Annotated in this window: 28 protein-coding genes; 10 read left to right on the top strand and 18 right to left on the bottom strand. The window is 69.1% G+C overall.

From position 1 onward, the window contains the following. Positions 1–284: 284 nt before the first annotated feature. From prcA to dop, 4 genes are all read right to left on the bottom strand, one after another. Complete coding sequence (gene prcA, locus AC0685_RS28525) at positions 285–1,043, bottom strand: proteasome subunit alpha (protein WP_478228337.1); 759 nt, start codon at positions 1,041–1,043, stop codon at positions 285–287. Positions 1,044–1,095: 52 nt separating this feature from the next. Next, on the bottom strand, positions 1,096–1,932 hold the full coding sequence (gene prcB / locus AC0685_RS28520) for a proteasome subunit beta (protein ID WP_378441607.1): 837 nt from the start codon (positions 1,930–1,932) through the stop codon (positions 1,096–1,098). A 77-nt stretch (positions 1,933–2,009) separates the two neighbouring features. Then, positions 2,010–2,204, bottom strand: coding sequence for a ubiquitin-like protein Pup (locus tag AC0685_RS28515; RefSeq protein WP_037319666.1), 195 nt, complete (start codon positions 2,202–2,204; stop codon positions 2,010–2,012). Positions 2,205–2,301: 97 nt separating this feature from the next. Beyond that, positions 2,302–3,804, bottom strand: a complete 1,503-nt coding sequence (dop, locus tag AC0685_RS28510) for a depupylase/deamidase Dop (RefSeq protein ID WP_478228336.1) — start codon at positions 3,802–3,804, stop codon at positions 2,302–2,304. A gap of 43 nt (positions 3,805–3,847) precedes the next feature. Here dop and AC0685_RS28505 point away from each other — a divergent pair, with 43 nt between their 5' ends. Further along, positions 3,848–4,366 carry an NUDIX hydrolase gene (locus AC0685_RS28505; protein ID WP_478228335.1) on the top strand — a complete coding sequence of 173 codons (519 nt, stop codon included), beginning with the start codon at positions 3,848–3,850 and terminating at the stop codon, positions 4,364–4,366. Here AC0685_RS28505 and AC0685_RS28500 read toward each other — a convergent pair. The 3 genes from AC0685_RS28500 to AC0685_RS28490 are packed head-to-tail and all read right to left on the bottom strand — an operon-like array spanning position 4,363 to position 6,316. Next, entirely contained in the window at positions 4,363–4,968 is a 606-nt protein-coding gene (locus tag AC0685_RS28500) for a hypothetical protein (RefSeq protein ID WP_478228334.1), read from the bottom strand. The genes AC0685_RS28505 and AC0685_RS28500 overlap by 4 nt on opposite strands. A 53-nt stretch (positions 4,969–5,021) precedes the next feature. Next, the gene (locus tag AC0685_RS28495) at positions 5,022–5,975 is read right to left on the bottom strand and encodes an aldo/keto reductase (RefSeq protein ID WP_478228333.1); all 954 of its coding nucleotides are present in this window, start codon (positions 5,973–5,975) and stop codon (positions 5,022–5,024) included. Beyond that, positions 5,972–6,316 carry a hypothetical protein gene (locus AC0685_RS28490; protein ID WP_125678154.1) on the bottom strand — a complete coding sequence of 115 codons (345 nt, stop codon included), beginning with the start codon at positions 6,314–6,316 and terminating at the stop codon, positions 5,972–5,974. Before AC0685_RS28490 ends, AC0685_RS28495 begins: the two co-directional genes overlap by 4 nt. A 143-nt stretch (positions 6,317–6,459) precedes the next feature. Between AC0685_RS28490 and AC0685_RS28485 the strand changes: the two genes are divergently transcribed. Further along, on the top strand, positions 6,460–7,371 hold the full coding sequence (locus AC0685_RS28485) for a DMT family transporter (RefSeq protein WP_478228332.1): 912 nt from the start codon (positions 6,460–6,462) through the stop codon (positions 7,369–7,371). Positions 7,372–7,425: 54 nt separating this feature from the next. On the opposite strand, the gene arc is transcribed toward AC0685_RS28485, so the two are convergent. Next, entirely contained in the window at positions 7,426–9,228 is a 1,803-nt protein-coding gene (gene arc / locus AC0685_RS28480; RefSeq protein ID WP_478228331.1) for a proteasome ATPase, read from the bottom strand. 362 nt (positions 9,229–9,590) lie between these two features. Here arc and AC0685_RS28475 point away from each other — a divergent pair, with 362 nt between their 5' ends. Both AC0685_RS28475 and AC0685_RS28470 read left to right on the top strand, forming a co-directional pair. After that, positions 9,591–10,412, top strand: coding sequence for a hypothetical protein (locus AC0685_RS28475; protein WP_478228330.1), 822 nt, complete (start codon positions 9,591–9,593; stop codon positions 10,410–10,412). A 7-nt stretch (positions 10,413–10,419) separates the two neighbouring features. Continuing rightward, positions 10,420–10,875, top strand: a complete 456-nt coding sequence (locus tag AC0685_RS28470) for a hypothetical protein (RefSeq protein ID WP_478228329.1) — start codon at positions 10,420–10,422, stop codon at positions 10,873–10,875. A 337-nt stretch (positions 10,876–11,212) separates the two neighbouring features. Here the strand turns inward: AC0685_RS28470 and AC0685_RS28465 are convergent, their stop codons facing one another. Beyond that, positions 11,213–12,037, bottom strand: a complete 825-nt coding sequence (locus tag AC0685_RS28465) for a tRNA (adenine-N1)-methyltransferase (protein WP_276370645.1) — start codon at positions 12,035–12,037, stop codon at positions 11,213–11,215. Between the two features lie 60 nt (positions 12,038–12,097). Continuing rightward, positions 12,098–13,249, bottom strand: coding sequence for a M50 family metallopeptidase (locus AC0685_RS28460; RefSeq protein WP_340681806.1), 1,152 nt, complete (start codon positions 13,247–13,249; stop codon positions 12,098–12,100). 128 nt (positions 13,250–13,377) lie between these two features. On the opposite strand from AC0685_RS28460, the gene AC0685_RS28455 reads away from it, so the two are divergent. The 3 genes from AC0685_RS28455 to AC0685_RS28445 all read left to right on the top strand — a co-directional run bounded on the left by AC0685_RS28455 (position 13,378) and on the right by AC0685_RS28445 (position 16,166). Beyond that, complete coding sequence (locus AC0685_RS28455; RefSeq protein ID WP_340681807.1) at positions 13,378–14,271, top strand: RecB family exonuclease; 894 nt, start codon at positions 13,378–13,380, stop codon at positions 14,269–14,271. Between the two features lie 9 nt (positions 14,272–14,280). After that, the gene (locus AC0685_RS28450; RefSeq protein ID WP_478228328.1) at positions 14,281–15,066 is read left to right on the top strand and encodes a thioesterase family protein; all 786 of its coding nucleotides are present in this window, start codon (positions 14,281–14,283) and stop codon (positions 15,064–15,066) included. 164 nt (positions 15,067–15,230) lie between these two features. Continuing rightward, positions 15,231–16,166: a ParA family protein gene (locus AC0685_RS28445; protein ID WP_034306615.1), complete on the top strand. Its 936-nt coding sequence runs from the start codon at positions 15,231–15,233 to the stop codon at positions 16,164–16,166. 72 nt (positions 16,167–16,238) lie between these two features. On the opposite strand, the gene hisG is transcribed toward AC0685_RS28445, so the two are convergent. From hisG to AC0685_RS28420, 5 genes are all read right to left on the bottom strand, one after another. Next, positions 16,239–17,084, bottom strand: coding sequence for an ATP phosphoribosyltransferase (gene hisG, locus AC0685_RS28440; RefSeq protein ID WP_478228327.1), 846 nt, complete (start codon positions 17,082–17,084; stop codon positions 16,239–16,241). A gap of 32 nt (positions 17,085–17,116) precedes the next feature. Then, complete coding sequence (locus AC0685_RS28435) at positions 17,117–17,380, bottom strand: phosphoribosyl-ATP diphosphatase (RefSeq protein ID WP_034306611.1); 264 nt, start codon at positions 17,378–17,380, stop codon at positions 17,117–17,119. Positions 17,381–17,452: 72 nt separating this feature from the next. Next, positions 17,453–17,944, bottom strand: coding sequence for a methylated-DNA--[protein]-cysteine S-methyltransferase (locus AC0685_RS28430; RefSeq protein ID WP_340682101.1), 492 nt, complete (start codon positions 17,942–17,944; stop codon positions 17,453–17,455). 15 nt (positions 17,945–17,959) lie between these two features. Further along, positions 17,960–19,423, bottom strand: a complete 1,464-nt coding sequence (locus AC0685_RS28425; protein ID WP_478228326.1) for an AlkA N-terminal domain-containing protein — start codon at positions 19,421–19,423, stop codon at positions 17,960–17,962. 56 nt (positions 19,424–19,479) lie between these two features. Next, a complete protein-coding gene (locus AC0685_RS28420; protein WP_478228325.1) occupies positions 19,480–20,160 on the bottom strand; it encodes an HAD family hydrolase in 681 nt (226 codons plus the stop codon). 178 nt (positions 20,161–20,338) lie between these two features. On the opposite strand from AC0685_RS28420, the gene AC0685_RS28415 reads away from it, so the two are divergent. Next, positions 20,339–21,238: a PAC2 family protein gene (locus tag AC0685_RS28415; protein ID WP_126732014.1), complete on the top strand. Its 900-nt coding sequence runs from the start codon at positions 20,339–20,341 to the stop codon at positions 21,236–21,238. Between the two features lie 105 nt (positions 21,239–21,343). On the opposite strand, the gene AC0685_RS28410 is transcribed toward AC0685_RS28415, so the two are convergent. From AC0685_RS28410 to AC0685_RS28400, 3 genes are read right to left on the bottom strand one after another with little or no spacing between them, the layout of a single operon-like run. After that, positions 21,344–22,168, bottom strand: a complete 825-nt coding sequence (locus tag AC0685_RS28410) for a metallophosphoesterase family protein (protein WP_378444121.1) — start codon at positions 22,166–22,168, stop codon at positions 21,344–21,346. Between the two features lie 15 nt (positions 22,169–22,183). Further along, on the bottom strand, positions 22,184–23,428 hold the full coding sequence (locus AC0685_RS28405) for an MFS transporter (RefSeq protein ID WP_478228324.1): 1,245 nt from the start codon (positions 23,426–23,428) through the stop codon (positions 22,184–22,186). Continuing rightward, the gene (locus AC0685_RS28400) at positions 23,425–24,003 is read right to left on the bottom strand and encodes an ArsR/SmtB family transcription factor (protein WP_478228323.1); all 579 of its coding nucleotides are present in this window, start codon (positions 24,001–24,003) and stop codon (positions 23,425–23,427) included. The genes AC0685_RS28405 and AC0685_RS28400 overlap by 4 nt, the downstream gene beginning before the upstream one ends. Positions 24,004–24,154: 151 nt before the next feature. Here AC0685_RS28400 and AC0685_RS28395 point away from each other — a divergent pair, with 151 nt between their 5' ends. Together AC0685_RS28395 and AC0685_RS28390 are read left to right on the top strand one after the other, a co-directional pair. Next, entirely contained in the window at positions 24,155–24,625 is a 471-nt protein-coding gene (locus AC0685_RS28395; RefSeq protein WP_478228322.1) for a MarR family winged helix-turn-helix transcriptional regulator, read from the top strand. Positions 24,626–24,771: 146 nt separating this feature from the next. After that, the gene (locus tag AC0685_RS28390; protein WP_478228321.1) at positions 24,772–26,379 is read left to right on the top strand and encodes an ABC-F family ATP-binding cassette domain-containing protein; all 1,608 of its coding nucleotides are present in this window, start codon (positions 24,772–24,774) and stop codon (positions 26,377–26,379) included. The last annotated feature ends 35 nt before the right edge of the window (positions 26,380–26,414 follow it).

Genomic DNA, 26,414 nt, shown 5'->3' with positions numbered 1-26,414 from the left:
GTTTCCCACAAAAAACCTTTTTCGCCGGCCAGGTTTTGGGGGAAACCCGGGGGGGGGGTGGGGGGGGGTGTTTGGGGGGAAACCCAAAAACCCCCCCCACGACCCCGCACAAAACGCCCGAACCGGGCACGGTCGCCCCGAAAGTGGCCCCCGTGGACAGTCGAGAAGGTGCCCGGCCACTGTGACGAGCCCCATCCGGCACCCGCTTGACCAGCGGATAGCCGACTTTGCCGGGACCCTGACCCTCACGGTAGGCAAGGAGGCCTTCACGTACTTCGAGAGGCTCAGTCCTTCTTGGACTCACCATCGGGCTTGTCGCCCTCGGCGTCGTCCTTCGGCTCCTCCGGCTCGGCGGGCAGCAGCGCGTCCAGCGCGGCACCGGCGACCCGGCGGAACTTGCGGCCACGCCGTTCCCGCTCCAGGACGGCGACCTCGAGCTTCACCGGGTCCGAGTCGCCGTTCGCGGGCGTGGGGGTGTTGGCGCGCAACGCCTTCACCGCGACGCCGAGCGCCGCTTCCAGCTCCATGTCCGACTCGAAGCTCTCCTTGAGCTTCGTGGTGAGCGTGTCGGCCTGACCGCCCATCACGACGAACTTCGGCTCGTCGAAGATCGAGCCGTCGTAGGTCAGCCGGTACAGCTGGTCCTCGGCGGCGGTCGCGCCGACCTCGGCGACGCAGACCTCCACCTCGAACGGCTTCAGCTGCTCGGTGAAGATGCTGCCCAGCGTCGCGGCGTACGCGTTCGCCAGCGCACGCGCGCTGACGTCCCGCCGGTCGTACTGGTAGCCCTTCAGGTCCGCGTGCCGGATGCCGGCGACACGGAGGTTCTCGAACTCGCTGTAGCGGCCCACGGCCGCGAAACCGATCCGGTCGTAGATCTCTGACACCTTGTGCAACGTCGCCGAGGGGTTCTCGGCCACGAACAGCACGCCACCGCGGTACTTGAGCACGACCACGCTCCGGCCACGCGCGATGCCCTTGCGCGCGATCTCGGAACGCTCCCGCATCAACTGCTCGGGAGAGGCGTACAACGGCATCGTCACTGTGGTGCTCCGCTCTTTCGGGCTCTAATCGGGAAGGGACAGGGAGGGACGGCTAGCGCCCGCGCTCGGCTCGTGCGGCCACGACGGCCTCGGCCACCGCTGTCGTCTGCTCGAGCGGCAACGCCACCGCACCCTGCTCCGCGGTGACCGTCACGATCGTCGGGAAGATCCGGCGCACCAGATCCGGCCCGCCGGTCGCGGTGTCGTCGTCCGCCGCGTCGTACAACGCCTCCACCGCCGTCCGAATCGCGGCTTCGGCGTCCGCGTCCGGGTCGTACAGCTTCTTCAGCGAGCCCTTCGCGAACAGCGAACCCGAGCCGATGGCGTGGTAGCCCGCGTTCTCCTCGTAGCGGCCGCCCGTCGCGTCGTACGAGACGATCCGGCCCGCGTGCTTCGCGTCCTCGGCGTCGAGGTCGTACCCGACGAACAGCGGCAGCACGGCCAGCCCCGCCATCGCCATCTCGAGGTTGGACTTCACCAGCCCCGCGAGCTTGTTCGTCTTGCCGTCGAGCGAGAGCGAAACACCCTCGATCTTCTCGTAGTGCGCCAGTTCGACCGCGTACAGCCGCACCATCTCGATCGCCAGCCCGGCCGAGCCCGCGATGCCCACGGCCGAGTACTCGTCGGTGACGTGGACCTTCTCCATGTCGCGCGAAGCGATCAGGTTGCCTGACGTGGCCCGCCGGTCACCGGCGATCAGCACCCCGCCCGCGAACTTGACCGCGACGATCGTCGTCCCGTGGGGGGCGTCCAGCCCGCCCGCCCCGGTCGAGACCCGCCGCTCCGGGAGCAGCTCGGGCGCCTGCGCCCGGAGGAAGTCCGAGAACGACGAGGTCGCCGACGAGAAGTACGCGGCGGGCAGCGCCGACTTACCCGAGGTGTGTTCCATACGTGCTCAAAGTTCCAATCTGTGTGATCCGCCGGCTCCGCACAGGCGGCCCCGGCCCGGGGCCGCCGGAAAACGAGCTACTCGCCGCCCTTTTGCACGTAGGCGCGGACGAAGTCCTCGGCGTTCTCCTCGAGCACGTCGTCGATCTCGTCGAGGATCGTGTCGACGTCCTCGCCGAGCTTCTCGCGCCGTTCCTGACCCGCCGGACCGCCGTCCTCGAACTCTTCGTCCGAGTCGCCGCCGCCGTGCTTTTCGATCTTTTCCTGAGCCATCTCGCCTCCCGGTGTGGCCGATGTTTCCTAGCCTACCCAGCGGTCCCGACAATCCGTGGGATCCGTGATCGCTTAACCCCGATGAAAGGAAATCCCGCTAGTCCGAACCGGTGAGCGCCTCCACCAGCTCCTCGGCGGTCGCGGAGTCGTCCAGCAACTTCCCCACGTGGGCCTTCGTGCCCCGCAACGGCTCCAACGTCGGGATCCGCACCAGCGATTCCCTGCCGACGTCGAAGATGACCGAATCCCACGACGCCGCGGCGATGGAGTTGGCGTACTTCTCCAGCGTGCGGCCCCGGAAGTAGGCCCTGGTGTCCGAAGGCGGGGTCGTGACCGCCTCCAGCACCTCCTCCTCGGTCACCAGGCGCTTCATCGAACCCCTGGTGACGAGCCTGTTGTACAGACCCTTGTCCAGCCGGACATCCGAGTACTGCAGGTCGACCAGCCGCAACCGCGGCGCGCCCCAGGCCAGCTGGTCCCGCGCGCGGTAGCCCTCGAGCAACCGCAGCTTCGCCGGCCAGTCCAGCCTGTCCGCGCATTCCTGGGGGTCCCGCGCCAGCGCGTCCAGGATCTCGCCCCAGACCCGCAAGACCTCCTTGGAGGCCTCGTCCGCGCCGGTGCGCTCCAGGTTCGCCGACGCGATCTCGTGGTAGGCGAACTGGAGGTCCAGCCCGGTGTACTTGCGCCCGTTGGCCAGCGACACCTTCGCCTTCAGCGTCGGGTCGTGGCTGATCTGGTGGACGGCCCGCACCGGTTCGTCCAGTTTCAGGTCGTCGAACCGGATGCCCGCCTCGATCAGGTCCAGCACCAGCGCCGTCGTGCCGACCTTGAGGTACGTCGAGTACTCGGCCAGGTTCGCGTCGCCGATGATGACGTGCAGACGGCGGTACTTGTCCGCGTCGGCGTGCGGCTCGTCTCGAGTGTTGATGATCCCGCGTTTGAGCGTGGTCTCCAGGCCAACCTCGACCTCGATGTAGTCCGAGCGCTGCGAGAGCTGGAAGCCCGCTTCTTCGCTCTGCTGCCCGACACCGACGCGGCCTGAGCCCGTGATCACCTGGCGGGACACGAAGAACGGCGTCAGCCCCGCGATCACCGCGGTGAACGGGGTCGACCGCTGCATCAGGTAGTTCTCGTGCGTGCCGTAGCTCGCGCCCTTGCCGTCGACGTTGTTCTTGTACAGCTGCAACGGCGGCTGTCCCGGCACGGTGGCGGCCTTGCGCGCCGCCTCCTCCATGACCCGTTCGCCCGCCTTGTCCCAGATGACCGCGTCGCGCGCGTTCGTCACCTCGGGCGCCGAATACTCGGGGTGCGCGTGGTCGACGTACAGCCGCGCTCCGTTGGTCAGGATCACGTTCGCCGCGCCGAGGTCCTCGACGTCCGGGTCGTGTCCCGGGCCGCTCGGGCCGGTCAGGTCGAACCCGCGCGCGTCGCGCAGGGGCGATTCCACCTCGTAGTCCCACCGTGCCCGCCTGGCCCGCGGGACGTCCGCCGCGGCCGCGTAGGCGAGCACGACCTGGGTCGAGGTGAGTACCGGGTTCGCCGTCGCGTCGCCCGGCACCGCGATGCCGTACTCGACTTCGGTTCCCATGATCCGCCGCATACCCACCACCCTACGGGGTCCGGGCCGTGCGACGATGCCCCCCATGTCAGGCAGTGACGAACTCGTTGCGCTCTATGACCTCGGCGGAACCGTGGTGGGAGCGGCCACGCGCTCCCGGGTCCGCGCCGAAGGGCTCTGGCACGCGGCGGGCGTGGTGTTGGTCCGTTCGGGTGACGGAGACTCCGTCTACGTGCACCTGCGTACTCCCACGAAGGACGTCTATCCCTCCACTTGGGACTGCTGGGCGGGCGGCATCGTCGCGGCGGGTGAGACACCGGAAGAGTGCGCGCGCCGGGAACTGGCTGAAGAACTGGGTGTTCACGGAGCGGAACTACGGCCGCTTTTCGTCCATGTCACCGACGACGACACGATCCGCTGCCACAACTTCGCGTTCGAAACGCGTTGGGACGGCCCCTTCGTCCATCAGCCGTCCGAAGTCGTCGAAGGGCGTTGGCTGACGTTGGCCGAATTGCGTTCGTGGCTCGACGATCCTTCGAGCGCGTTCGTGCCGGACGGCCGTCTCGGTGCGCTGGAATGGTTCCGGCGGGAGAACGCCCGCTAGGCGGAACGGAGGCGCTGCGCGACGATCGGCAACAGCCGCTTCGCCGCTTCCGTTGCCCGCGCCTCGGTTCCGGCCGTCACGCTGAGGGCGGAGACGAGCTTCCCCTTGGCGAGTAACACCGTGCACGTCGTGCCGTCGCACCAGGCGCGCTGGACCTCGACGCCGGTTTGCTTCGCGAGGGTGAGTTTCTTGCCGTCGCAGTCCGCCCGGAGGACGACGTCCGAAGCGTCACGGTCGGGGTACTCGGTGACCTGATGTTCCAGCGTCGAGCCGCTGGGGTACGACCACGTGGCCGAGCGGCTCGTGCCCCGGGTGAGACCGGTCAGACAGCCGGACACCTTGCTGTCGCCGGGGACGACCTCTTCCTCGGCGACGTCCTCGTCGGTCAGCAACGCGGCGGAAACGGCCGCGGGGACGGGAGGCCGGGTCGACGACGGCGGCACCGGGTTGGCCTGCGGTTTGACCGAGGGCTGTGACGGCTCGGCCGCGGGCGTCGGTGTCGGGTCGTCGTAGTAGGTGTCGAGGTCGTTGGGACGGTCGGCGCATCCCGACAGACCGAACAGCGCGACCGTCGCCACCGCGAGCACCTGCCGATGACGCACCCCGAGCCCTCCCGGCTTCCGCCTGACGTTTGCCGCGAGACTAGTCCAGCCCCTCAATGCCAGCCGAGGCAGGATCGGTGCCGCCAGTAAGCGACCGGTTCCTCCGCGAGCGCGGCCAGCTCCGCGAGTTCGTCTTCGGCGAGTTTCACCTTCGCGGCAACGAGATTCTCCGCGAGCTGGGCGGTGCTCGACGGGCCGACGACCGCGATCGGACGCCAGTCCTGCGCCAGCACCGCCGCGATGGCCACCGCGTCCGGGCCCGTCCCGTGGTCCCGCGCGATCCGCGCGAGCGGCGCAGGCGGCTCGACCACCAGCCGTCCGTTCGCGACGGTTTCCTTGAGCAGCACCCGTTTCCCGGCGGCGTGCGCCTCCGCGAGCGCCGGGCCGACGGACGGTTCGAGCAGGTTCCACGTCGACTGCACGGCACTGAAGACCGGCGTTCCGGACACCTCCAGCTCGAACGCCCGGCGGACGGCGTCGGCCTGCGACGGTCCGGACGTCGAGAACCCCACCGGCACCCCGTCCGCGGCGAGTTCCGCCAGCGCTCCGATCAGCCGGTCGTCGGTGAACAGTGGACTGTCCACAGTGAGCGAATGGACCTGGTAGAGCGAGATCGCTTTCCCCAGCAGCCCGGCGGATTCGGTCCACTGCTCGGCGAACCGCGCCGCGGTGTGCTCCTTGACCTCGTGCACCTCCGCGTCGAGCTTCCACTCCCCCACGTAGCGGTAGCCCCATTTGCTCGACACGGTGACGCCCAGGTGTCCGCGGTCGGCGAGCCAGCCGGCGAGGAACTCCTCCGAAGAACCATACGAACGAGCGACGTCGATCCAGCGGACGCCCGCGCGATACGCGTCGTCCAGCACGTCGTAGGTCGCCGCGCGCATCGCCTCGAACTCGCGTCCTGGCGGCAGCGCCTCGACCCGGCCGAGGTTGATGTACGCGGGCCTGCCGAGCGCCGCCAGTCCGACGGCGATCCGGTCGCCGACGGGGGTTTCCGAGTCTGTCACCGGGCTCCTTCGTTCTTGTGGCGGAGGATCGCGAGCCACTGGCTCGAGTTCTGCGCCTGCCGATGGAGCTTTTCGAGGCGCGCCGCCGGAGCCCGAACGTAACCCTTGCCGAAGACAGGCGCGATCTGACGGAGGCTGGCGCCCTCTTCTCTGGCGGCGAGCAGTGCCCAGTCCGACGCGTCGGCGCAGGCCGCGGAGGCGCGGCGCAACTCCCCCAGAATCTCGATGAGTTCGGGGGCGCTCACCTCCCCCGCCCGCACGGCGGCCGCCGTCGTTTCCAGCCAGGCCAGGACATCGGCTTCGGTGATCGGCGCGCGCGGGCGCCCGGAGGATTCGCTCACAGCCCGAAAGTATAGGTCGTTATACAGACGGTTCGGGTGACCGCCACGCGCGAGTCTTCGGACACATCGTCCGAAAACCGCTGGAGCGCAACGGGATTCCGGGATTCACTGAGCCCCGGCTTGAGGGTTCAGGAGAAGGACAATTGGGACGTTTCGGTATCGCGATCCGGTTCGCGGCGCTCGCGGTCGTCTGGGGTGCGAGTTTTCTGTTCATCAAGGTCGGTCTCACCGGCCTGTCGCCGGCTCAGGTGGCGCTCTCGCGCGTCTGCCTCGGCGCCGTGGCGCTGATCGCCATCGCCGCGTGGCGCCGTAAGCCGCTCCCCCGCGATCCGGCGCTCTGGGGCCATCTCGCGGTCGTCTCCGTGCTGCTGTGCGTCATCCCGTTCCTGCTGTTCTCCTGGGCCGAGCAGTACATCTCCTCCGGGCTCGCCAGCATCTTCAACGCGACGACCCCGCTGATCACCATGCTCATCGCCGCCGCGGCCCTGCCGTCGGAACGCTTCACGAAGGCCCGCACGACCGGACTGGTCCTCGGATTCCTGGGAGTGCTCACCATCGTCGGGGTCTGGCAAGGGATCGATGTCTCCCACGAGCTGACCGCGCAACTGGCGTGCCTGGGCGCGACGACCTGCTACGGCATCTCGTTCGTCTACGTGCGACGGTTCATTTCCTGGCGGAACCTCGACGCGCCCACTGTCGCGCTAGGACAGGTCTGCTGTGGTGCCGTCGTGATGCTCGTACTCGCGCCGTTCATCGCGACGACTCCGGTCCGCCTCGACACGCCGATCGTCCTCAGCATGATCGCGCTCGGAGCACTGGGCACCGGGCTCGCCTACGCCTGGAACGCGTCGATCATCGCGGCGTGGGGCGCGTCGAACGCGTCAGCCGTGACCTACCTCACACCTGTCGTGGGTGTGCTGCTCGGTGTTCTCGTCCTCGACGAACCCTTGGCGTGGAACCAGCCCGTCGGCGCGTTGCTCGTCGTCCTGGGGATCCTGGCCGCGCACGGGCGGCTAAGCGTGCGCAAGAAGGTCCGGGAACCCGTACCCGCGTGACACGAAAGGGCCCTTCGCCGCAGGTGCTGCGGCGAAGGGCCCTTTCGGCTTGTCCTACAGGTACTGACCGGTGTTCGTGGCGGTGTCGATCGCCCGCCCCGAATCCTGGTTCTTGCCGGTGACGAGCGTGCGGATGTACACGATCCGCTCGCCCTTCTTACCGGAGATCCGGGCCCAGTCGTCCGGGTTGGTGGTGTTGGGCAGGTCCTCGTTCTCCGCGAACTCGTCGACGATCGCGTCCAGCAGGTGCTGCACGCGCAAACCGGGCTGCTGGGTCTCCAGCACCGACTTGATCGCCGACTTCTTCGCCCTGTCCACGATGTTCTGGATCATCGCGCCCGAGTTGAAGTCGCGGAAGTACAGGACTTCCTTGTCACCGTTGGCGTAGGTGACCTCGAGGAACCGGTTCTCGTCCGTCTCCTCGTACATCCGCTCGACCGTGTGCTGGATCATCGCGTCGAACGTCGCCCTGCGGTCCCCGCCGAACTCGGCGAGGTCGTCCGCGTGGATCGGCAGGCCATCGGACAGGTACTTGGAGAAGATGTCCTTCGCGCCTTCGGCGTCCGGACGCTCGATCTTGATCTTGACGTCGAGCCGGCCCGGCCGCAGGATCGCCGGGTCGATCATGTCCTCACGGTTGGAGGCGCCGATGACGATGACGTTCTCCAGGCCTTCCACACCGTCGATCTCCGAAAGCAGCTGCGGGACGATCGTGGTCTCCACGTCGGAGGACACGCCCGAACCGCGGGTGCGGAAGATCGAGTCCATCTCGTCGAAGAACACGATCACCGGGGTGCCTTCGGAGGCCTTTTCCCGAGCTCGCTGGAAGATCAGGCGGATATGCCGCTCGGTCTCCCCGACGAACTTGTTCAGCAGTTCCGGACCCTTGATGTTCAGGAAGTAGGACTTCCCGTCCGCCGAGTCGCCGCGGGCTTCCGCGACCTTCTTGGCGAGCGAGTTGGCCACCGCCTTGGCGATGAGGGTCTTACCGCAGCCAGGAGGCCCGTAGAGCAGGACGCCCTTCGGCGGCCGCAGCTGGTACTCCTGGTAGAGATCAGCGTGCAGGAACGGAAGCTCGACGGCGTCGCGGATCTGCTCGATCTGCCGGGTCAGGCCACCGATGTCCTCGTACCGGACGTCGGGCACCTCCTCCAGCACGAGATCCTCGACCTCCGCCTTCGGCACGCGTTCGTAGGCGTAACCGGCTTTCGAGTCCACCAGCAGGGAATCGCCCGGCTTGAGGGGCTGTTCGGACAGCGGATCGGAGAGCAGGACGACCCGCTCCTCGTCCGCGTGCCCGACCACGAGCGCACGGGGGCTGCCGCCCTCGACGTCCGGGGCCAGCACCTCGCGCAGCGCGCAGACCTCGCCGATCCGCTCGAAGTCACCGCCCTCGACGACGGTCAGCGCCTCGTTGAGCCGCAACGCCTGTCCGCGCTGAAGCGACGAGACCTCGACCGCGGGTGAGACCGAAACCCGCATTTTGCGGCCCGCGGTGAACACGTCCACCGTGTTGTCCTCGTACGCGGTGACGAACACGCCGTAACCGCTCGGAGGCTGGGCCAGCCTGTCGACCTCCTCCCGCAACGCGAGCAACTGACCACGCGCCTCGCGGAGCGTCTCGACCAGTTTCGTGTTGCGTTCAGTGAGTTGGCTCACGCGTTCCGACGCCTCGGCGAGTCGCTGCTCCAGCACTCGGTTCTGACGTGGGGAATCGGTGAGCTTCCGGCGCAGCAGGGCGACTTCCTCCTCGAGGAAGCGGATTTGACGTGCCTGCTCGTCGGACGTGGTTCCAGCTCCGGTCGTTTCTGAAGGGTCGGCCTCCTCGCGCCGACCTCCGGGAAGGTCATGATGCATCGGGCACCTCCTCGGAGTGCTTTTCATTCCACGGTACCGGCGATCACCGACAATAAAAGGCCTTTCCGCATCACAAGATCGGCGCGTCGCGTTCCGGACGACCCGCCAGCACGTACCTTCGCGACGCGCAAGGGGCCATCCCGGTGCCGGGTCCGGCACACTCATGGTCACAATCCGTCCACCTGGCCTGACCTGCGACGGAATACCCGGCTCCGTCCGGGTGCAAACGGGTTTCCGGTCTCAGTTCGGCCCTAATCGAGCGGCGATCCGGCTCGATGGCTAGCATCGGGCGACGTTCGCCGGGGAGGCGGACCCGCACGTCATGTTGAGCATTTTCGCAGAACAGCTAGGGGGCACCAGCCATGACTTACCCGCCGCAGCAGCCCGGCGGCTACGGACAAGATCCGTACGGCCAGCAGGGCGGGTACCCGCAGAGCGGCCCCCAGCCGCAACAGGGATACCCCGGTGGCGGCCAGTACGGACAGGACCCGTACGGCCAGCAACAAGGCGGCTACCCGCAGAGCGGTCCTCAGCCCCAGCAGGGATACCCTGGCGGCACGCAGCAGTTCGGCCAGCCGGACCCGTACGGGCAGCAGGGCGGCTACAACGCCTACCCGCAGGAAGGCGGGTTCGGCGGCGGAGAGCCACCCAAGAAAAAGAAGACCGGCCTGATCGTCGGCATCGCGATCGGCGCGGTCCTGCTGGTCGGTGGCGGTGTCACCGCGCTGGTCATCGCGCTGAACTCGGGTGACGACAACCCGACCGCCGCGCCGCCCACCAGCAGCGCCGCCCCGTCGGAGGCCCCGTCCTCCTCGTCGCAGAAGCCGAGCTCGACCCGTACGAGGTCCAGCTCGCCGAGCACGTCGTCGACGAAGAGCTCAGGTCCGGCGCCCGGCGGCAAGGCCACGCCGCAGGAAGTCTTCGAAAGCGCCGCGACCTCCTACAGCGCGGGTGACAAGAAGACGTTCCTCGACCTGATCTGCCGCAGCGAGAACACCAAGGACGAGGGCAAGCCGCTCGACCCCATCAAGCTCGAGATCACCGAGCCAGCCAAGGAAAGCGGCGACCGGGCGACCGGCCGTTACCGCGCCACCCAGGGCACCAAGATGGCGGAAGGCACCATCACGGCGGCCAAGGAGTCGGACCTGTGGTGCCTCAAGGACATCAAGGCCGACAAGAAGTGACCTGTCCGTGACGGTGAGCCACAAGCTGATCGCCGTGGCGGTGGTTTGTGGCGCGGTCGTGGCCGGGGTCGTGGTGGGGCTGCTCCTGGTGGCCCCCTCCGGCTCCGACCCGGCCGCGTCGAGCACCGGCACGCCCACTCCACCGCCGGTGTCGTCCCGTCCGGTTCCGGTGGATCCGGACGTGGCCGCGGTCGAGGTGGTCGGCAAGGCGATCGCCGCGGCCATCGTCAACCACGACGCGACGGCGTTCGGGAAACTCACCTGCGTCCAGCAGTCGTCGGCCGATCTGGCCGAGCTCGGCCGGAAATGGGCGGCGGCGGGCAAGGTGACCGCGACCGTCCCGGATCCGCCGGTGGTCAGCGGCGACTCCGCCACGGTGACCGTCCACGTCGAAGGCGTGGGCGGCCAGAAGGACACGCCGTTCCCGCTCAAGAAGCACGACGGCAAGTGGTGCGTGCCCTGACGTCGTGAGTGGCGTTTCGGGTTATTGAGGGGTTAGGCAAATGTGGCGTGCTGCGCGCTGGAGGCCCGGCCTGCCGGACTGATCGCGACCCCACTGTCCGCAAGGGACACAAAGACACCCCCGCGTGCCCGATTTGGGTGCTTTGCGCGGGGGTCGTGAGTGGCAATGATCGTTCTAACCGTCTATGCCGCTCACGACCCCGGCAAGAAGCGGACATCATGACATCAATCGGGCACGCAATCGGCGAAGACGGCCCGCGTGACAGGAAGTCGATCACGCCACGTTTGCCCTTCCCTCAAAGAGAACCCGAAACGCCACTCACGACCGGCTGTACCGATCAGCCCTTGCCGGAGCGGCGGTGCACCCGCGGCGAAACGGTGCCGTCAGCCAGACGGCGCGCCGTCAGCAGGAACGCGGTGTGCGCGACCATCCGGTGGTCCGGCCGCACCGCGAGGCTCACGACGTGCCAAGGCCGCATGAGGGTCTCCCACGATTCCGGCTCGGTCCAGCACTGCTGGTCCCGCAAGGCTTCCGTGATCCGCGAAAGCTGTGTGACCGTCGCCACATAGACCGTGAGCACGCCGCCCGGCACCAGATGCGCGGCGACCGTCTCCAGCTGGTCCCAAGGCGCCAGCATGTCGAGGACGACGCGGTCGACCTCGCCGGTGTGCGTCGACAGGTCCGCGACCGTCAGCGACCAGTTGTCCGGCTTGTGGCCGAAGAACTTCTCGACGTTCCGCTCGGCGTGTTCGGCGTGGTCGTCCCGGATCTCGTAGGACCGCACGGTCCCTTCCGAACCGACCGCCCGCAGCAGCGAACAGGTCAGCGCGCCGGAGCCGGCGCCCGCCTCGAGTACCCGCGCCCCCGGGAAGATGTCGCCCCACATCACGATCTGCGCGGCGTCCTTCGGGTAGATCACCTGCGCGCCACGCGGCATCGACAACACGTAGTCCGGCAGCAGCGGGCGAAGCGCCAGATAGTGGCTGCCGCCTGCCGAAGTGACGACCGATCCCTCCTGCGCACCGATCACGTCGTCATGCGCCAGCGCGCCGCGATGGGTGTGATATTGCTGTCCCTCGGCGAGGACCATGGTGTAGTGCCGCCCCTTGGAGTCGGTCAGCTGAACCCGGTCACCAACACGAAACGGCCCTCGGACCGACACTGAACCTCCATACGCGCGAACACAGATCGACGACCGATCCTCGCAGGTGGCCGCACCGCGCTACGCCGGGGGTCGGCTCCGGGTCATCGCGGCGCGCAGGTCTTCACGCCTGAGCACCCCCGCGGGCCTGCCTTCGTCGTCCACCACGAGGAACTGCCACGCGGCCGTTTCCCGCACCCGCTCGGCTATCTCCTCCCCCGACTCCGAGGAAAGCAGCACGGTGTCGGCACGGATCGGCTCCGCGGCCATCTCCGCGGGCGCGTGCGGCGACGTCCCGGCCAGCTGCGCGGCTGCCGTCTCGTCGAGCAGGCCCGCCGCGACGCCGTCGGCACGCACCAGGACCACCCCGCGGCCCGCCGATGCGGCCAGCGCGTCCGAGACGGGGCTTTCCGCCGGAAGCTGGAGAACGGGACGGACGAGTTCGCTCAGCCGCACACCTTCCGGCCACCCCCGGCGGGTTTCGGCGGCGAGTTCGCTTCGGGCGCCGAGGATCACGAACCACGCCGTCACGACGCAGACACCGAGCCGGAGCCAGCGGTCCTCGCTGCCCGCCGCCAGCCCCCACAGCGCCCAGACGAGCAGTCCGGCGGCGACGACACCGCCACCGACGACCGCTGCCCGCGTGCCCTTCTCACGGCGGCCGGTCGCCGCCCAGACCCCGGCGCGGACCAGCCTGCCGCCGTCGAGCGGAAGCCCGGGAAGGAGGTTGAAGATCCCGACGGCGAAGTTCGCGACGGCGCATTCGGCGATGAGCAGCCATGCCGCGCTTTCCGGTGGGACGGCGAACATGAGCAGACCGCAGAAACCGCCGAGCAGCAGGGAAACGATCGGTCCCGCGGCCGCGACGAGCCCTTCTTGCCTCGGCTCGCGGGGGGTCCTGGCGACCTCGGAGAGACCGCCGAGCAGGAACAGCCGCAGGCGCCGGACCGGGATCCCGAGCCGCAGCGCGACCAGGCAGTGCCCGAGTTCGTGCGCGAGCACGGAGAGTCCGAGAAGGACCGCGAACGCGGCCGCCAGCAGCCACGAGGTCAACGTCGTCGCGCCGGGCAGGATCCGCCCGACCAGCGGCGTGTAGAGCACCACGATGATCAGGGAGCCGATCCACCACGAAGGGGCCAGCAGCACGGGGATCCCGGATACCCGGAACAGCAGGAGCCCACCCTCTGGCGCCACGCCTCGTCGAGGCGGGCCCTGCTCACCCGTCACCGCCATGTGTCAGAGCGTAGATGCCCAGGTGTGGGGTGCCGGTAACCCGCCCTTCCCGTCCGGGTGGTGTCGGTCATGTCGCTCCGGTGCGTCGCGGCCCCGAAACTGTCGGTGCCCGGCGATACGCTCACCCCATGCCCGACACCGACACGGTCACCGCCGATCCGCCGCCCGGCGCCGAAGTCCCGCGCCGTCGGCCGGCCCTGTCCCCGTCGCGTGCCAGCGACTTCAAGCAGTGCCCGCTGCTCTACCGCTTCCGAGCGGTCGACAGACTGCCCGAGGTCCCGACGAAGGCCCAGCTGCGCGGCACGCTGGTGCATTCCGTGCTGGAGCGCCTGTTCTCCCTTCCCCAAGCCGATCGCACCCCGCCGCAGGCAAAGGAACTGCTCGCGCCGGCGTGGGAGGACCTGTCCGCGGAACGCCCGGAATGGATCGAGCTGTTCGACCAGGACGATCCCGAGGCCGTCACCTCGTGGCTCTCGTCGGCCGAGCAGCTCGTCGACACCTACTTCGGCCTCGAGGATCCGCGCCGTCTGGAGCCTGAGGCGTGCGAGCTGCACGTCGAGATCGAGCTCGGCTCCGGGGTGCTGCTTCGGGGCTACGTCGACAGGCTGGACGTCGCGCCGACCGGCGAGATCCGGGTCGTCGACTACAAGACCGGCGCCGCGCCGCGCGAGATCGGCGAGGCCAAGGCGATGTTCCAGATGAAGTTCTACGCCGTGGTCCTCTGGCGGCTTCGCGGTGTCGTGCCGCGCCAGCTGAAACTGATGTACCTCACCGACGGGCAGTCCCTCGCCTACACGCCGGACGAGGGTGAGCTGATCCGCTTCGAGCGCACACTGGAGGCGATCTGGCAGGCGATCCTCAAAGCGGGCAAGACCGGCGATTTCCGCCCCAATCCGAGCAAACTCTGCGCGTGGTGCGATCACCAGGCGCTCTGCCCGCAGTACGGCGGCACTCCCCCGCCGTATCCTGGCTGGCCAGAGCCGGATCCCGGCGAGGAGTCCGTATTGGACCGTGCTGATTAGAGTGCCCTTGTGACAGAAGCCTTCTACGTGCCGTCAGGTGACGGCGTCTTCCTCCCGACCCCGCACACCGCCGGCCCTTGGACCCCGGACGCGCAGCACTTCGGGCCGCCCTCGGCGTTGCTGGTCCGCGCGCTCGAAGAGGTCGAGGCGACGCACGCGAGCCAGCTGGCACGGGTGACGATCGAGATCCTCGGGCCCGCGCCGCTGAAGGAGCTTTCGGTGCGGGCGTGGGTGGAGCGGCCGGGCCGCTCGGTCGAGTGGCTGGTGGCCGAACTCTCCCACGGTGAGCGGGTCGTCGCCCGTGCGTCGGCGTGGCGTATCGCGACCTCGGACACCACGGCGGTGGCCACCGCGGAAGGTCCGGCGCTGCCTTCGCCGGAGGGGCTGCCGACGTCCTCCTGGCCGGAGGGCTGGCACGGCGGGTACCTCGACGCCGTCGAGTGGCGGCGGGTCAAGGGCGCGCTCGACGCGGCTGGACCGGCGACCGTCTGGGGCCGCCAGCACGTCGCCCTCGTCGACGGGGAGAAGCCCAGCCCGCTGCAGCGGCTGTTCGTCCTCGCGGACTCCGGCAACGGGATCTCGAACTTCCTCGACCCGCGTGTGTGGTGGTTCATCAACTCGGAGCTGACGGTGCACCTCCGCCGCCCACCGCTGGGCGACTGGATCGGCGTCGACGCGGCCACCCTGGTCGGCCCGAACGGAATCGGGACGGCGACCACCACGCTGCACGACGCCTCGGGCCCGGTCGCCTCCGGCGCCCAGGCTCTCCTGGTGCGACCGCGACAGGCGGGCTGACGTGGCAGCCGCACGGCCCTGACCAGCTGCACCGCAGGGCGCGGGCCCGCGCCCTGCGGGATGCTTCCGGTAGCGCGCGACCAAAACACCATCGGATAGACGCGCTTTCTCGGCGGGTTTCCAATAGCCTTCCCGGAACAAACAGACACAGGGAGCGCTTCGGCATGCAGATCACCTCGGTGGTCAACCAGAAAGGCGGGGTCGGCAAGACCTCACTCAGCGTGGGCGCGGCGGCCGCACTGGCCGAACGCGGCCGCCGGGTGCTGCTGATCGACCTCGACCCCCAGGGCCACGCGACCACCGAACTCCTCGGGCTCGACGAGGTGGCGCATGACATGCCCAGCCTGGCGAAAGCCCTGACCAAGGTATGGAAGGGGCCGATCGAGGAACTCGCCGTGCGGCATCCGCGCAGCAACCTCGGCCGGGGCGGCGCGTTCGACGTCATCCCGACCTCGCCGGGCATGTTCGACCTGATCCGGCGGCTGGACCAGTTCCGGGTGCCCGGCTGGCAGCTGGCCAGGGTCATCCAGTTCGCGAACTACGACCACATCATCATCGACTGCCCGCCCGCGCTCGACGTCCTGACCAACAACGCGCTCGCCGCTTCGCACGGGATCCTCGTGCCGGTGCAGCCGGACCGGACGAGCATCCGCGCGCTGCGCCTGCTCGCGGACCAGGTGCGTTACGTCGAACAGACCGTCGGCCGTCCGCCGATCGCCTACTACGGCCTCGTCCCCGGTCTGTACCGCCGCCCGATCTCGCACTACGCGGCGGCGGCGTTGCAGGAGTTGTACGCGTTCGGGATCCCGATGCTGTCGCACGTCCCACTCGGCGTCGTGATGAACGAGGCCGCCGCGCACGGCGTACCGGTGACGACCTACGCGCCGGAAACCTTGCAGGCGCTGTCGTTCCGGGAGATCGCGGCGACACTGGACGGCTATCTGCAGAACCATCCTGCCGCGGCGATCGTGCCCGCGGACGAGGAGTTCGTCTTCGAGGACTTCATCACCGAGGTGTCGGTGACCCGCAGTGCGAAGGACAACGGGGCACGCAAGAAGCTCTACGACCTGATGCCCAAGAAGCCGAACCGGCCCCGCTGACCAACGCCGTGAAAGGTCCTTTCCTTGCGAAATTTGCAAGGAAAGGACCTTTCATGGCGTCTGTGACCGGGGTCAGAGGCGGCAGGCCCGGATGTCCGAAGCCAGCACGGCCTTGGCACCGGTCTCGGCGAGTTCGTCCATGATCCGGTTGACCTCCTTGCGCGGCACCATCGCCCGCACGGCCACCCAGTCTTCGTCCGCCAGCGGCGCGACGGTCGGGGACTCGAGACCCGGCGTGATCGCGATGGCCGCGTCGAGCAGCGAACGCGGGCAGTCGTAGTCCAGCATCATGTAGTGCTGCGCGAAGACGACTCCCTGCAGCCGTGCCTTCAGCTGGTCCTTCGGCCGAGTGTGCTCGGTGCCGGCCCGCTGCAGCAACACCGCCTCCGACACGCAGATCGGATCCCCGAAGGCCACGAGGTTGTGCTGGCGCAGCGAACGTCCGGACTCGACGACGTCCGCGATGGCGTCGGCGACGCCGAGCTGGATCGAGATCTCGACGGCGCCGTCGAGACGGATGACCTCCGCCTCCACCCCGTGCTGCTTCAGGTTCTCGCGCACGAGGCGCGGATACGACGTCGCGAGCCGCTTGCCCTGCAGGTCTTCGGCCTTCCACTCCCGGCCCGCGGGTGCGGCGTACCGGAAGGTGGAACCGCCGAAGCCGAGGCCGAGGATCTCCTCGACCGGGGCGCCGGAGTCGAGCGCGAGGTCGCGGCCGGTGATGCCGAGATCCAGCTCGCCGGACCCGACGTAGATCGCGATGTCCTTGGGACGCAAGAAGAAGAACTCGACCTCGTTGACGGTGTCCAGCACGGTCAGGTCGCGGGCCTCATGTCGCCTGCGGTAGCCGGCCTCTCCGAGCATCTCCGACGCGGCGGCGGCGAGGGCTCCCTTGTTCGGCACGGCGACACGCAGCATTGCTTCTCCTTGGTTCTCCGGACGCGAACGCGTCACAGGTACCGGTACACGTCCTCTGTCGACAGTCCTCGGCCGAGCATGAGCACCTGCACGCGGTACAGCAGCTGTGAGATCTCCTCGGCGAGCCTGTCGTCGGATTCGTGCTCGGCGGCGATCCACACCTCACCCGCCTCTTCGAGCACCTTCTTGCCCTGCGCGTGCACTCCCGCGTCGAGCGCGGCGACGGTGCCGGAACCGTCGGGCCGCGTGCGGGCGCGGTCGGCAAGCTCGGCGAACAGCTCATCGAAGGTCTTCACAGTCTGGAGATCCTTCCATCCGCGCCCGCACCGCGCTGCCCCGGGCCGGTGTGGTGCCGGTCGCGTCACACTTCAGAACAGCGCCGCGCCGCCCCGCTCGAAGTCGAGCAGGTGCCGCTTCCGTTCGACGCCACCGCCGTATCCGGTGAGATCGCCGTTGGAACCGATCACCCGATGGCACGGCACGATGATGCTGATCGGGTTCTTCCCGTTCGCGAGACCGACCGCGCGCGACGCGGTGGGCCTGCCGAGCCGGTCGGCGAGCTGACCGTAGGAGACCGTCTCGCCATACGGGATCCCGAGCAGCCCTTCCCAGACCATCCGCTGGAATTCGGTGCCCCCGAAGCTCAGTGGGAGATCGAATTCCTTCCGCTGGCCGGCGAAGTACTCCTTCAGCTGTTTTTCGGTGTCCACGAAGATCGGCGAGCCCGGATCCGGATGGCCGAACGTCTCCTCGGCCGGGCGATGCCGCTGCTGGACCATGTACACCCCGCAGAGGCTTTCGCCGTCCGCGACCAGGGTCAGCTTGTCGTACGGGCTGTCGATGACGGTGTGCGTGCGCATGGCGCTCCTCGAAATTCAGGCGGCGGGCAGCCGGTTGATCGGGTGATCTCCGGTCGCCCAGAGGTGTTGGACGGCGTAGGCGCGCCACGGGCGCCAGCGTTCGGCGTGCGCGGCGAACGCGGACGGGCCGAGTCCGAGACCCTTCGCGGCGACCTTGACGCCGAGGTCGGTCGGCAGGAAGGCGTCCGGATCGCCGAGCGAGCGCATCGCGATGCTCTCGACGGTCCACGGGCCGAAACCGGGCAGCGCGTGCAGCCGCTCGCGGGCTCGCTGCCAGTCACTTCCCGCGCCGAGGTCGAGGTCGCCGTCGTTCAGTTCGGCCACGAGACCGAGCAGGGTCCGCTTGCGGCTCTGCGGCATCGCGAGGCTCTCCGGGTCGATGTCCGCCAGCGCGGCGGCGTCCGGGAAGACATGTGTGAGGCCGCCGTCCGGGTCGTCGATGGGGGCACCGTGCGCGAGGACCAGCCGGGCCGCGTGGGTGCGGGCCGCGGCGGTGGACACCTGCTGGCCCAGGACGGCGCGGACGGCGAACTCGTCACCGTCGACCGTCCTCGGCACCCGCCTGCCCGGCGCGGCGGCAACGAGTGGCTCGAGCAGCGGGTCCGCCGCCAGCGCCTCGTCGACCGCGATCGGGTCGGCGTCGAGGTCGAGCAGGCGGCGGCAACGGCTGATCGCGGTCGAGAGGTCTCGCAGGTCAGAGACTGTGAGACGGCAGCCGATGTAGCCGTCCTCCGGCTTGAGCGCGACGATGGCGGGACCGTGCGGGAGCCTCAGCGTCCGGCGGTACGCGCCGTCGCGCCATTCTTCGACGCCGGGGACGCCTGTCGCGACCAGATGCCCGAAGAGGTTGTCCGGGAACAACGGCTTCCGGTACGGCAAGCGCAGGCTCAGCGTGCCAGGTGCGGTGGCCGGCGCCGTGCGGACGCGAGCCCGCAGCTCCGTCGGGGACAGGGCGAAGACCTCTCGCACTGTGTCGTTGAAGGTCCGGACGCTGCCGAAGCCCGCGGCGAGGGCGACGTCGATCATCGACAGGCCGGTCGTCTCGATCAGCAGCCGTGCCGTCTGCGCCCGCTGCGCGCGGGCGAGGCTGAGCGGGCCGGCACCGAGTTCGGCGCGCACATGCCGCTCCACCTGCCGGACGCTGTAGCCCAGCCGGGCGGCCAGCCCGCTCACTCCGTGGGTGTCGACGACGCCGTCGGCGATCAGCCGCATCGCCCTGGCCACCAGGTCCGCGCGCTCGTTCCACTGCGGCGAACCCGGGCTCGCGTCCGGACGGCATCGCTTGCAGGCGCGGAACCCGGCCTCCTGCGCGGCGGCCGCGCTCGGGTAGAAGCTCATGTTCTCCGGTTTGGGCGGGACGACCGGGCAACTCGCCCGGCAGTAGATCCGCGTCGTCAGCACCGCGGTGAAGAACCAGCCGTCGAACCGGGCGTCCTTCGACTGGACCGCCCGGACGCAGCGCTCGAAATCCTCATGCACCCGGCAAGCATCACCGACCGCACGGGGCTGGGTCTAGCGGAAATGCGACATGGCGGTCAAGGCAGGAGCGCGGTCAGCGCCGACACGTCGAGACCCACCAGCGACGAACGGAACACGCGCCGTTCACCCGGCTCGACCTCGACGTCGTTCGGGATCACCACCACCGTGCAGCCCGCGGCGGCCGCCGAAGCCGCGCCCGGCGGGGAATCCTCGATCGCGACACACCGGGAAGCCGGGACTCCCAGCAACTCCGCGGCCAGCTGGTACGGCCTGGCGTTCGGCTTGTTCAGACCATCGACCTCGTCGCCGCAGACCGTGGCGGCGAAGTGCTCGCGGCCGATGGTGTTGAGCGCGAGCTCGGTCAGCGACCGTTCGGTGGAGGTGACCAGCGCCATCGGGACACCGTTGGCGCGCAACAGTTCGAGCAGCTCCTGCGCGCCGGGGCGCCACGGGAGCGGGCCGTCGAACAGATTGGCCGTGCGGCGGCGGATCCACTCCCCCATCTCCGCGATCGACTCGGGCGTGACGGGCCTGGCGCACACTTCGAGGAGGAAGGCGGCCGTGTCGTCCATATTGGACCCGACGAGACTCAGGCGCTGCTCCTCGGCCAAGGTGCCGCCGAGGCTTTCGACGGCCTCGTAGAGCGCGACGTCCCACAGCTTCTCCGAGTCGACCAGCGTGCCGTCCATGTCCCACAGCACGGCGGCGAGTCCGTCCAGTGTGGACGGTTCGGTCACGGTTCCCCCTCATGATCGGATGGACCTTCCGGGACCCACGGTAGCCGAGACGGATTCACGTCGGCGGCGAGGCCACTGCCCGAAATGTCGCGTTACGTCGGCTCCGCACGGTTCGCCCCGGCGAAACGCCACCGGACATGCCCAACGCCGCACGGCCCCCTGGTCGTAGGCTGGTCCGGTGAGTGAGCCCGTCGACGAGACCCAGCGGCCCGGCCGCGACCACCCGGATGACAGCAAGCCGATCATGATCGTCGCCTTCGAAGGATGGAACGACGCAGGTGACGCGGCCAGCCGGGCGGTCGAGCATCTCCAGCTCAACTGGGATGCGACACCGCTGAGCGAGCTGAGTCCTGACGAGTACTACGACTTCCAGGTCAGCAGACCGACCGTACGCATGGTGGACGGCGTCACCCGAAGGGTCGACTGGCCGACCACGCGGCTCTCGGTGTGCCGCCCGGAGGGCTTCAGCCGCGACATCGTGCTGGTCCAGGGCCCCGAACCGAATATGCGCTGGCGCGCCTTCTGCGCCGAACTGCTCGAGCACATCCAGCAACTGGAAGTCGCCACGGTAGTCACCCTCGGCGCGCTCCTGGCCGACACCGCGCACACCCGCCCTGTCCCGGTCACCGGGACGGCGTACGACAAGGACACCGCTTCGCAGTTCGGCCTGGAGCTGAACAACTACCAGGGGCCGACCGGCATCGTCGGGGTCCTGCAGGACTACTGCGTGCAGGCGGGCGTCCCGGCGGTGTCGATCTGGGCGGCCGTGCCGCACTACGTCTCGCATCCGCCGTCGCCCAAGGCCACGCTGGCGCTGCTGCACAAGCTCGAGGACGTCCTCGACGTCGAGATCCCGCTCGGCGCCCTGCCCGAGCAGGCCGAGGAGTGGCAGCGGACGGTCACCGAGATGGCCGAGGAGGACGAGGAGATCAGCGAGTACGTCCGGGGGCTCGAGGAGCGCGGTGACGCGGAGACCGAGTTCACGCTGGACGACGTGAGCGGGGACAAGATCGCGGCCGAGTTCGAGCGGTACCTGCGGCGGCGCCGTCCCGGCCAGGACGGTCCCGGACGCGGCTGAACTCCCGGCCACGGACTCCGAGTGAGCAAGGGACACCGGTACTGAGTTGGTCACGCCTCGTGAGTGGTAAGGACGGTTCTAACCGTCCTTACCACTCACGAGGCGTCAGAAGATGCGCCGCAGCGGGATCGGCCCCCGCGACCGCTTCCGCCACTCACGCGGATAGCCGAGCGAAACCTCTTCGAACCGCACACCGTCCGCTTCCGTGGAGCGCGGGATGTGCAGGTGCCCGTAGACGGCGACCTCCGCCCGGAAGCGCTGGTGCCAGTCCTCGGTCTCCGTCGTCCCGCACCACAGCGCGAACTCCGGGAAGTACAGCGGCTCGGTCGGGTGGCGGTGCAGCGGCCAGTGCGACATGAGGATCGTCCCGTGGTCCTCGGGGATCGCCTCCAGCCGTTCCGTGCTGATCTTCACCCGGTCGGCGCACCACGCCTGCCTGCTGGGATACGGGTCCGGATGCAGGAAGAACTCGTCCGTGCACAGCACGCCGGCCTCCCTTGCCTGCTCGATGGCCGCCAGCATCGGCAGGCCGTCGGCCGCGGGGGTGCGCCAGCTGTAGTCGTAGAGCACGAACAGCGGGGCGATCGTCAGCGGCTTCTCCTGGTGTTCCCACACCGGGTACGGATCCTCCGGAGTGAGGACGTCGATCTCGCGGCAGCGCTCGACCAAGTGCTCGTAGCGCGCCTGTCCCCGCAGCTGGCATTCATCCTTCTGGGTGGTCCACAGCTCGTGGTTTCCGGGCACCCAGACGACCTTCGCGAAGCGTTCACGCAAGGTCCTGAGCACCCCGATCACGGATTCGGCGCGTTCGGCGACGTCACCGGCCACGAGCAGCCAGTCGTCGGGGGTCCTGGGGACGACCTCGTCTACGAGCGGGGCGTTGCCCTCATGGGTGACGTGGAGGTCGCTGGTGGCGAAGAGATGCGGCACTCCACCACCGTAGCTTCACCCGGACCGGGGAACCGCCGGAATCGGGTCACGGCGCACCTTGCCCGACGCCGACACGCCCAGTACGACCAACGCCGAGACGGTGTGCAGGCCCGCCTGGACGTTGAGCAGGACACCGGAGCCCAGCACGTCGAGCAGACCGCCCGTCAACAGCGCGCCCAGTGCCGTGAACCCCGCCGTCCCGGCGAAGACGGTGCTCAGCACACGGCCGGAGCGCTCGGGGGACGCGGCGGTCTGGACCAGCGAGAGCAGACCGGAGCCGGCGAGCACTCCAGGGGCGCCGACCAGGCCGAAGAGCCCGACGAAGACACCCAGCGGCAGCGACACCGTGAGGGCCGGCAGGTTCCAGATCACCGCCGACAGCAGGCCGAGCGCCAGGCCGCCCCAGCCGAGCAGAGCCACGGGCGCGACCCTGCGGGCGACGGTGGCGACGGCGAATCCCGCGGCCAGCCCACCGAGGGCCTGCACGCCGCGCAGCAGGCCGACATCGCCTTCGGTGCCGTCGAGGATGTCGAGCACGAACACCACGAACAGCACCAGGAACATCCCCTGCGCCAGGGACGTCAGCACCACGACGACACCGGCGAGGCGAAGGCGCCCTTCGCGGGCGATCTCGCGAAGCCCGTCGATCCAGGCTCGCACCACCGGTTCGTGCGGTCCAGCCGCTTTCGGCGCGGCGACACGGGCAAACGGGCGCGCCAGCAGGGCCGAGCCGATCACGAGCACGCCGAGATAGGCCACCACGACCCAGCCAAGGCCGCCGAATCCGAGCAGGAGACCACCCGCCCAGCCGCCGGCAAGACGAGCGACGCTGCCGTTGATGCTCATCAGACCGTTGGCACCGATCAGCTCGCCGGGGGCGACCAGTTCGGGCACGAGCGCGTTGCGGGCGGGTTCGAACAACGAGGCCAGACCCGCCTGCGCGGCCATCACCCCGTAGATCACGAACACCGGGCCACCGGACGCGGCGAACAGCAGCGGCAGCGCCACGAACGCCTGTCCCGCGCACACCACGCACAGCACCAGCCGCCGGTTCCACCGGTCCGCGATCACGCCGGCGACCGGGCTCAGCAGCACCGCGGGCACCAGGCCGAGGACGATGCTCAACGCCGTGGTGGCCGCCGAACCGGTCGCCTGGAAGACGAACACCGGCAACGCGATCTGCAGCATCCACTCGGCGGTCTCGGAGAAGAAGGCCGCGATCCACAACCGCGCGAAGGCGGGTTCTCTCAACGGTTTCATCTGCTCGGCTTCCCCTCTGCGTCGATGCGCAAGAACGCCCGCAGTCCCAAGTGGACCGGAAGGGCTTCCGCGGGAGCGTCTTCACGGATCGACCCGACGTAGGGCCGCACGAGCGCGTCGATTCCCCGGACCAGTTCGTCCAGCTCGCCCGCGGTCACCCGCAGCGAGTAGTTGTTGATCCCCGACGCGTCCCGCCATTCCTCGTCGAGCCGGTCGGCGGCGTCGAGATAGCGCTCGGTCAGCTCCTTCTCCCGCGCGAGGGTGGTGCCGACGACCGCCAGTTGCGCGCCGCGCAGCTCCGGGTCGTCGCCGAACTCGATGCCGACCTGGCACGCCCGCCACGGCCGCTCCCGCCCGTCCTCCCCTTCGACCCGCTCCACGAGACCGTGCTGCGCCAGCTGACGGAGATGCCAGCTGCAGTTCGAGGCCGTCGAGCCGACGGCCTCCGCGCACTCGCTCGCGGTCCGCGGACCGACCGCCATGAGGTGGTCCACCAGCGCCGAACGCAGCGGATGCGCCAGCGCCCGCATCAGCTCGACGTCTTCGATCCGCTTGCGCGGCGGTAACCCGGTCATCGGCCCAGCCAATCTGAAAGAAGTCTTTCGAAATTTCTCTTTCAGATTCACAGGTGGCCGACCGGATGTCAAGGCGCCCCGGATACCCTTGCCGGGACAGTTGCTGCACGATGCAGTCACTGCATGACTCAACGACTTAACAAGGAAGCACATGCCTGACCAGCGCGAACTCGCCACCGCGGCGGCTCTGGAGATCCCCCGGTTCGTCAGCGCGACCGTCCTGTTCCAGACGGCCATGGCGGAGCGACTCGGGATCAGCGCCACCGAGCTGCACGGCCTCCAGCTGGTCATCAGCGGTGCCGCGACCTCGCCGACCGGGCTGGCACGGGCCCTCGGCATGACCACCGGCGCGGTGACCCGGATGCTCGACCGCATGGAGGAGCGACGCCTGGTCGAACGCGTCCCCGACCCGGCCGACCGGCGCCGCCTCGCGATCCGCCCACTACCCGACCGGCTCGACGATGTCGCCGACCTCTACTCCCCCATGGCCCGCTTCTTCGGCGACCGCCTCGGCAGACTTGACCGGCGCCAGCTCACCGCGCTTCTCGGCGTCATGACCGACGGGCGCGCGTTCGCCGAACAGGAGGCCGCTCGCCTGCGCTCCGAAAAGGGGGTTGACTAACGCTACACGGGTTGCGTTAGACTGCTCGCATCATGGACAACTGACATCGCACCTTCCCGCTCCGAGGCGGCTTCGGTCGAGCACCGCTCCCGTAAGCCATGAGGCCCGGCGGGGATCCCTCATGTCCGAGAACACGGTGATGTCGTATGTCTCTTTCCCTGATCGCCAAGGACCTCGTCCATTCCTACGGTGCCCGCGTCGTCCTCGACGGCGTCAACCTGACCGCTTCGGCGGGACAGCGGCTCGGACTGGTCGGCGAGAACGGCGTCGGCAAGTCCACGCTCCTGCGGTTGCTGGCCGGGGTCGAAGAGCCGCAGAGCGGTGAGGTGCTGCGAGGTGACGATCTCGGGTTCCTCTTGCAGGAGCTGCCTTTCCCGCTCACCGCGCGGTTCTCCGACGTCATCGACGACACGCTCGCCGAGATCCGGCGAGCGTCGGCGAGGCTCGACGAGCTGACCGCGGCGCTGGCTCGGCGGCCGGACGACGCCGCCGTGCTCGACGAGTACGGCACCGTCCTGGAATGGGCCCAGGCACACGACCTGTGGGACGCCGACCGGCGTGCCGAGGTCGTGTGCGCGGGTCTCGGGCTCGCCGGGATCGACCCGGCGCGCGAACTGGGCACCCTGTCGGGCGGGCAACGGTCGAGGCTCGGCCTGGCGGCGTTGCTGATCCGGCGACCGGGCACGCTCGTCCTGGACGAGCCGACGAACCACCTCGACGACGCCGCGATGGAGTTCCTGGAGCAGCATCTCGCCTCGCTGACCGGTGTCCTCGTGCTGTCGTCGCACGATCGCGTGTTCCTCGACGCGGTGTGCACCGACATCGTCGACCTCGACCCGGCCCTGGGCGGACCGCCCCGGTACGGCGGCACGTATTCCGACTACCTGGACCAGAAACGGGCCGAACGGGCGCGCTGGGAGCAGCGCTACGCCGAAGAACAGGACGAGCTCAAGGAACTGCGTGAGTCGGTGGCCGTCACCGCGCGCAACGTCGCGCACAACCGGCCGCAGCGCGACAACGCCAAGATGCTCTACGACTTCAAGACCGGGAGGGTGCAGAAGCAGATCTCACGCCGAGTCCGCAACGCCCAGCTGCGGCTGGCCGAACTGGAACGCGACCAGGTGCGGAAACCGCCCGCGCCGCTGCGGTTCCAGGGCGAGCTGACCGGCGAACCCGGAGAGGGCAAGACGGCGATCTCCGTACGGGACATCGAGATCGCCGGACGGTTGCGGCTGGCGACCTTGGACGTCACCACGACGTCGAGGCTCCTGATCACCGGCGGGAACGGCGCCGGGAAGTCGACGCTGCTGTCCGTCCTCGCCGGCTCGCTGACACCCGACTCCGGCACCGTCCTTTCCGGACGCGGCGTGCGGATCGGCATGCTGGCTCAGGACGTCGCGTTCGCCGAGCCGGAGAAGACCGCGCAGCGGACCTACGCCGAAGCCCTCGGCGAGGACGCTCCCCCGTTGCGCGGCCTGGGATTGCTGGCCCCGCGCGATCTCGGGACCCGGGTGGGCGCGTTGTCGGTCGGGCAGCGGCGGCGGCTCGCGCTGGCATTGCTGATCGCCGACCCGCCGGAGGTGCTCCTGCTGGACGAGCCGACGAACCACATCTCGCTCACCTTGGCCGAGGAGTTGTTCACCGCGCTCGATTCCGCGCCGGGTGCCGTCGTCATCGCGTCGCATGACCGGTGGCTGCGGCGCGATTGGGCGGGTGACCACCTCCGGTTGGAAGCCGGGCGCGTCGCCGTGTAGGGCGTTATACACACTGCCGGGGCGGGAACTTCCCG

The sequence above is a fragment of the Amycolatopsis sp. NPDC043889 genome, from assembly GCF_056435645.1.
This window is presented reverse-complemented; position numbering and strand designations above follow the sequence as displayed.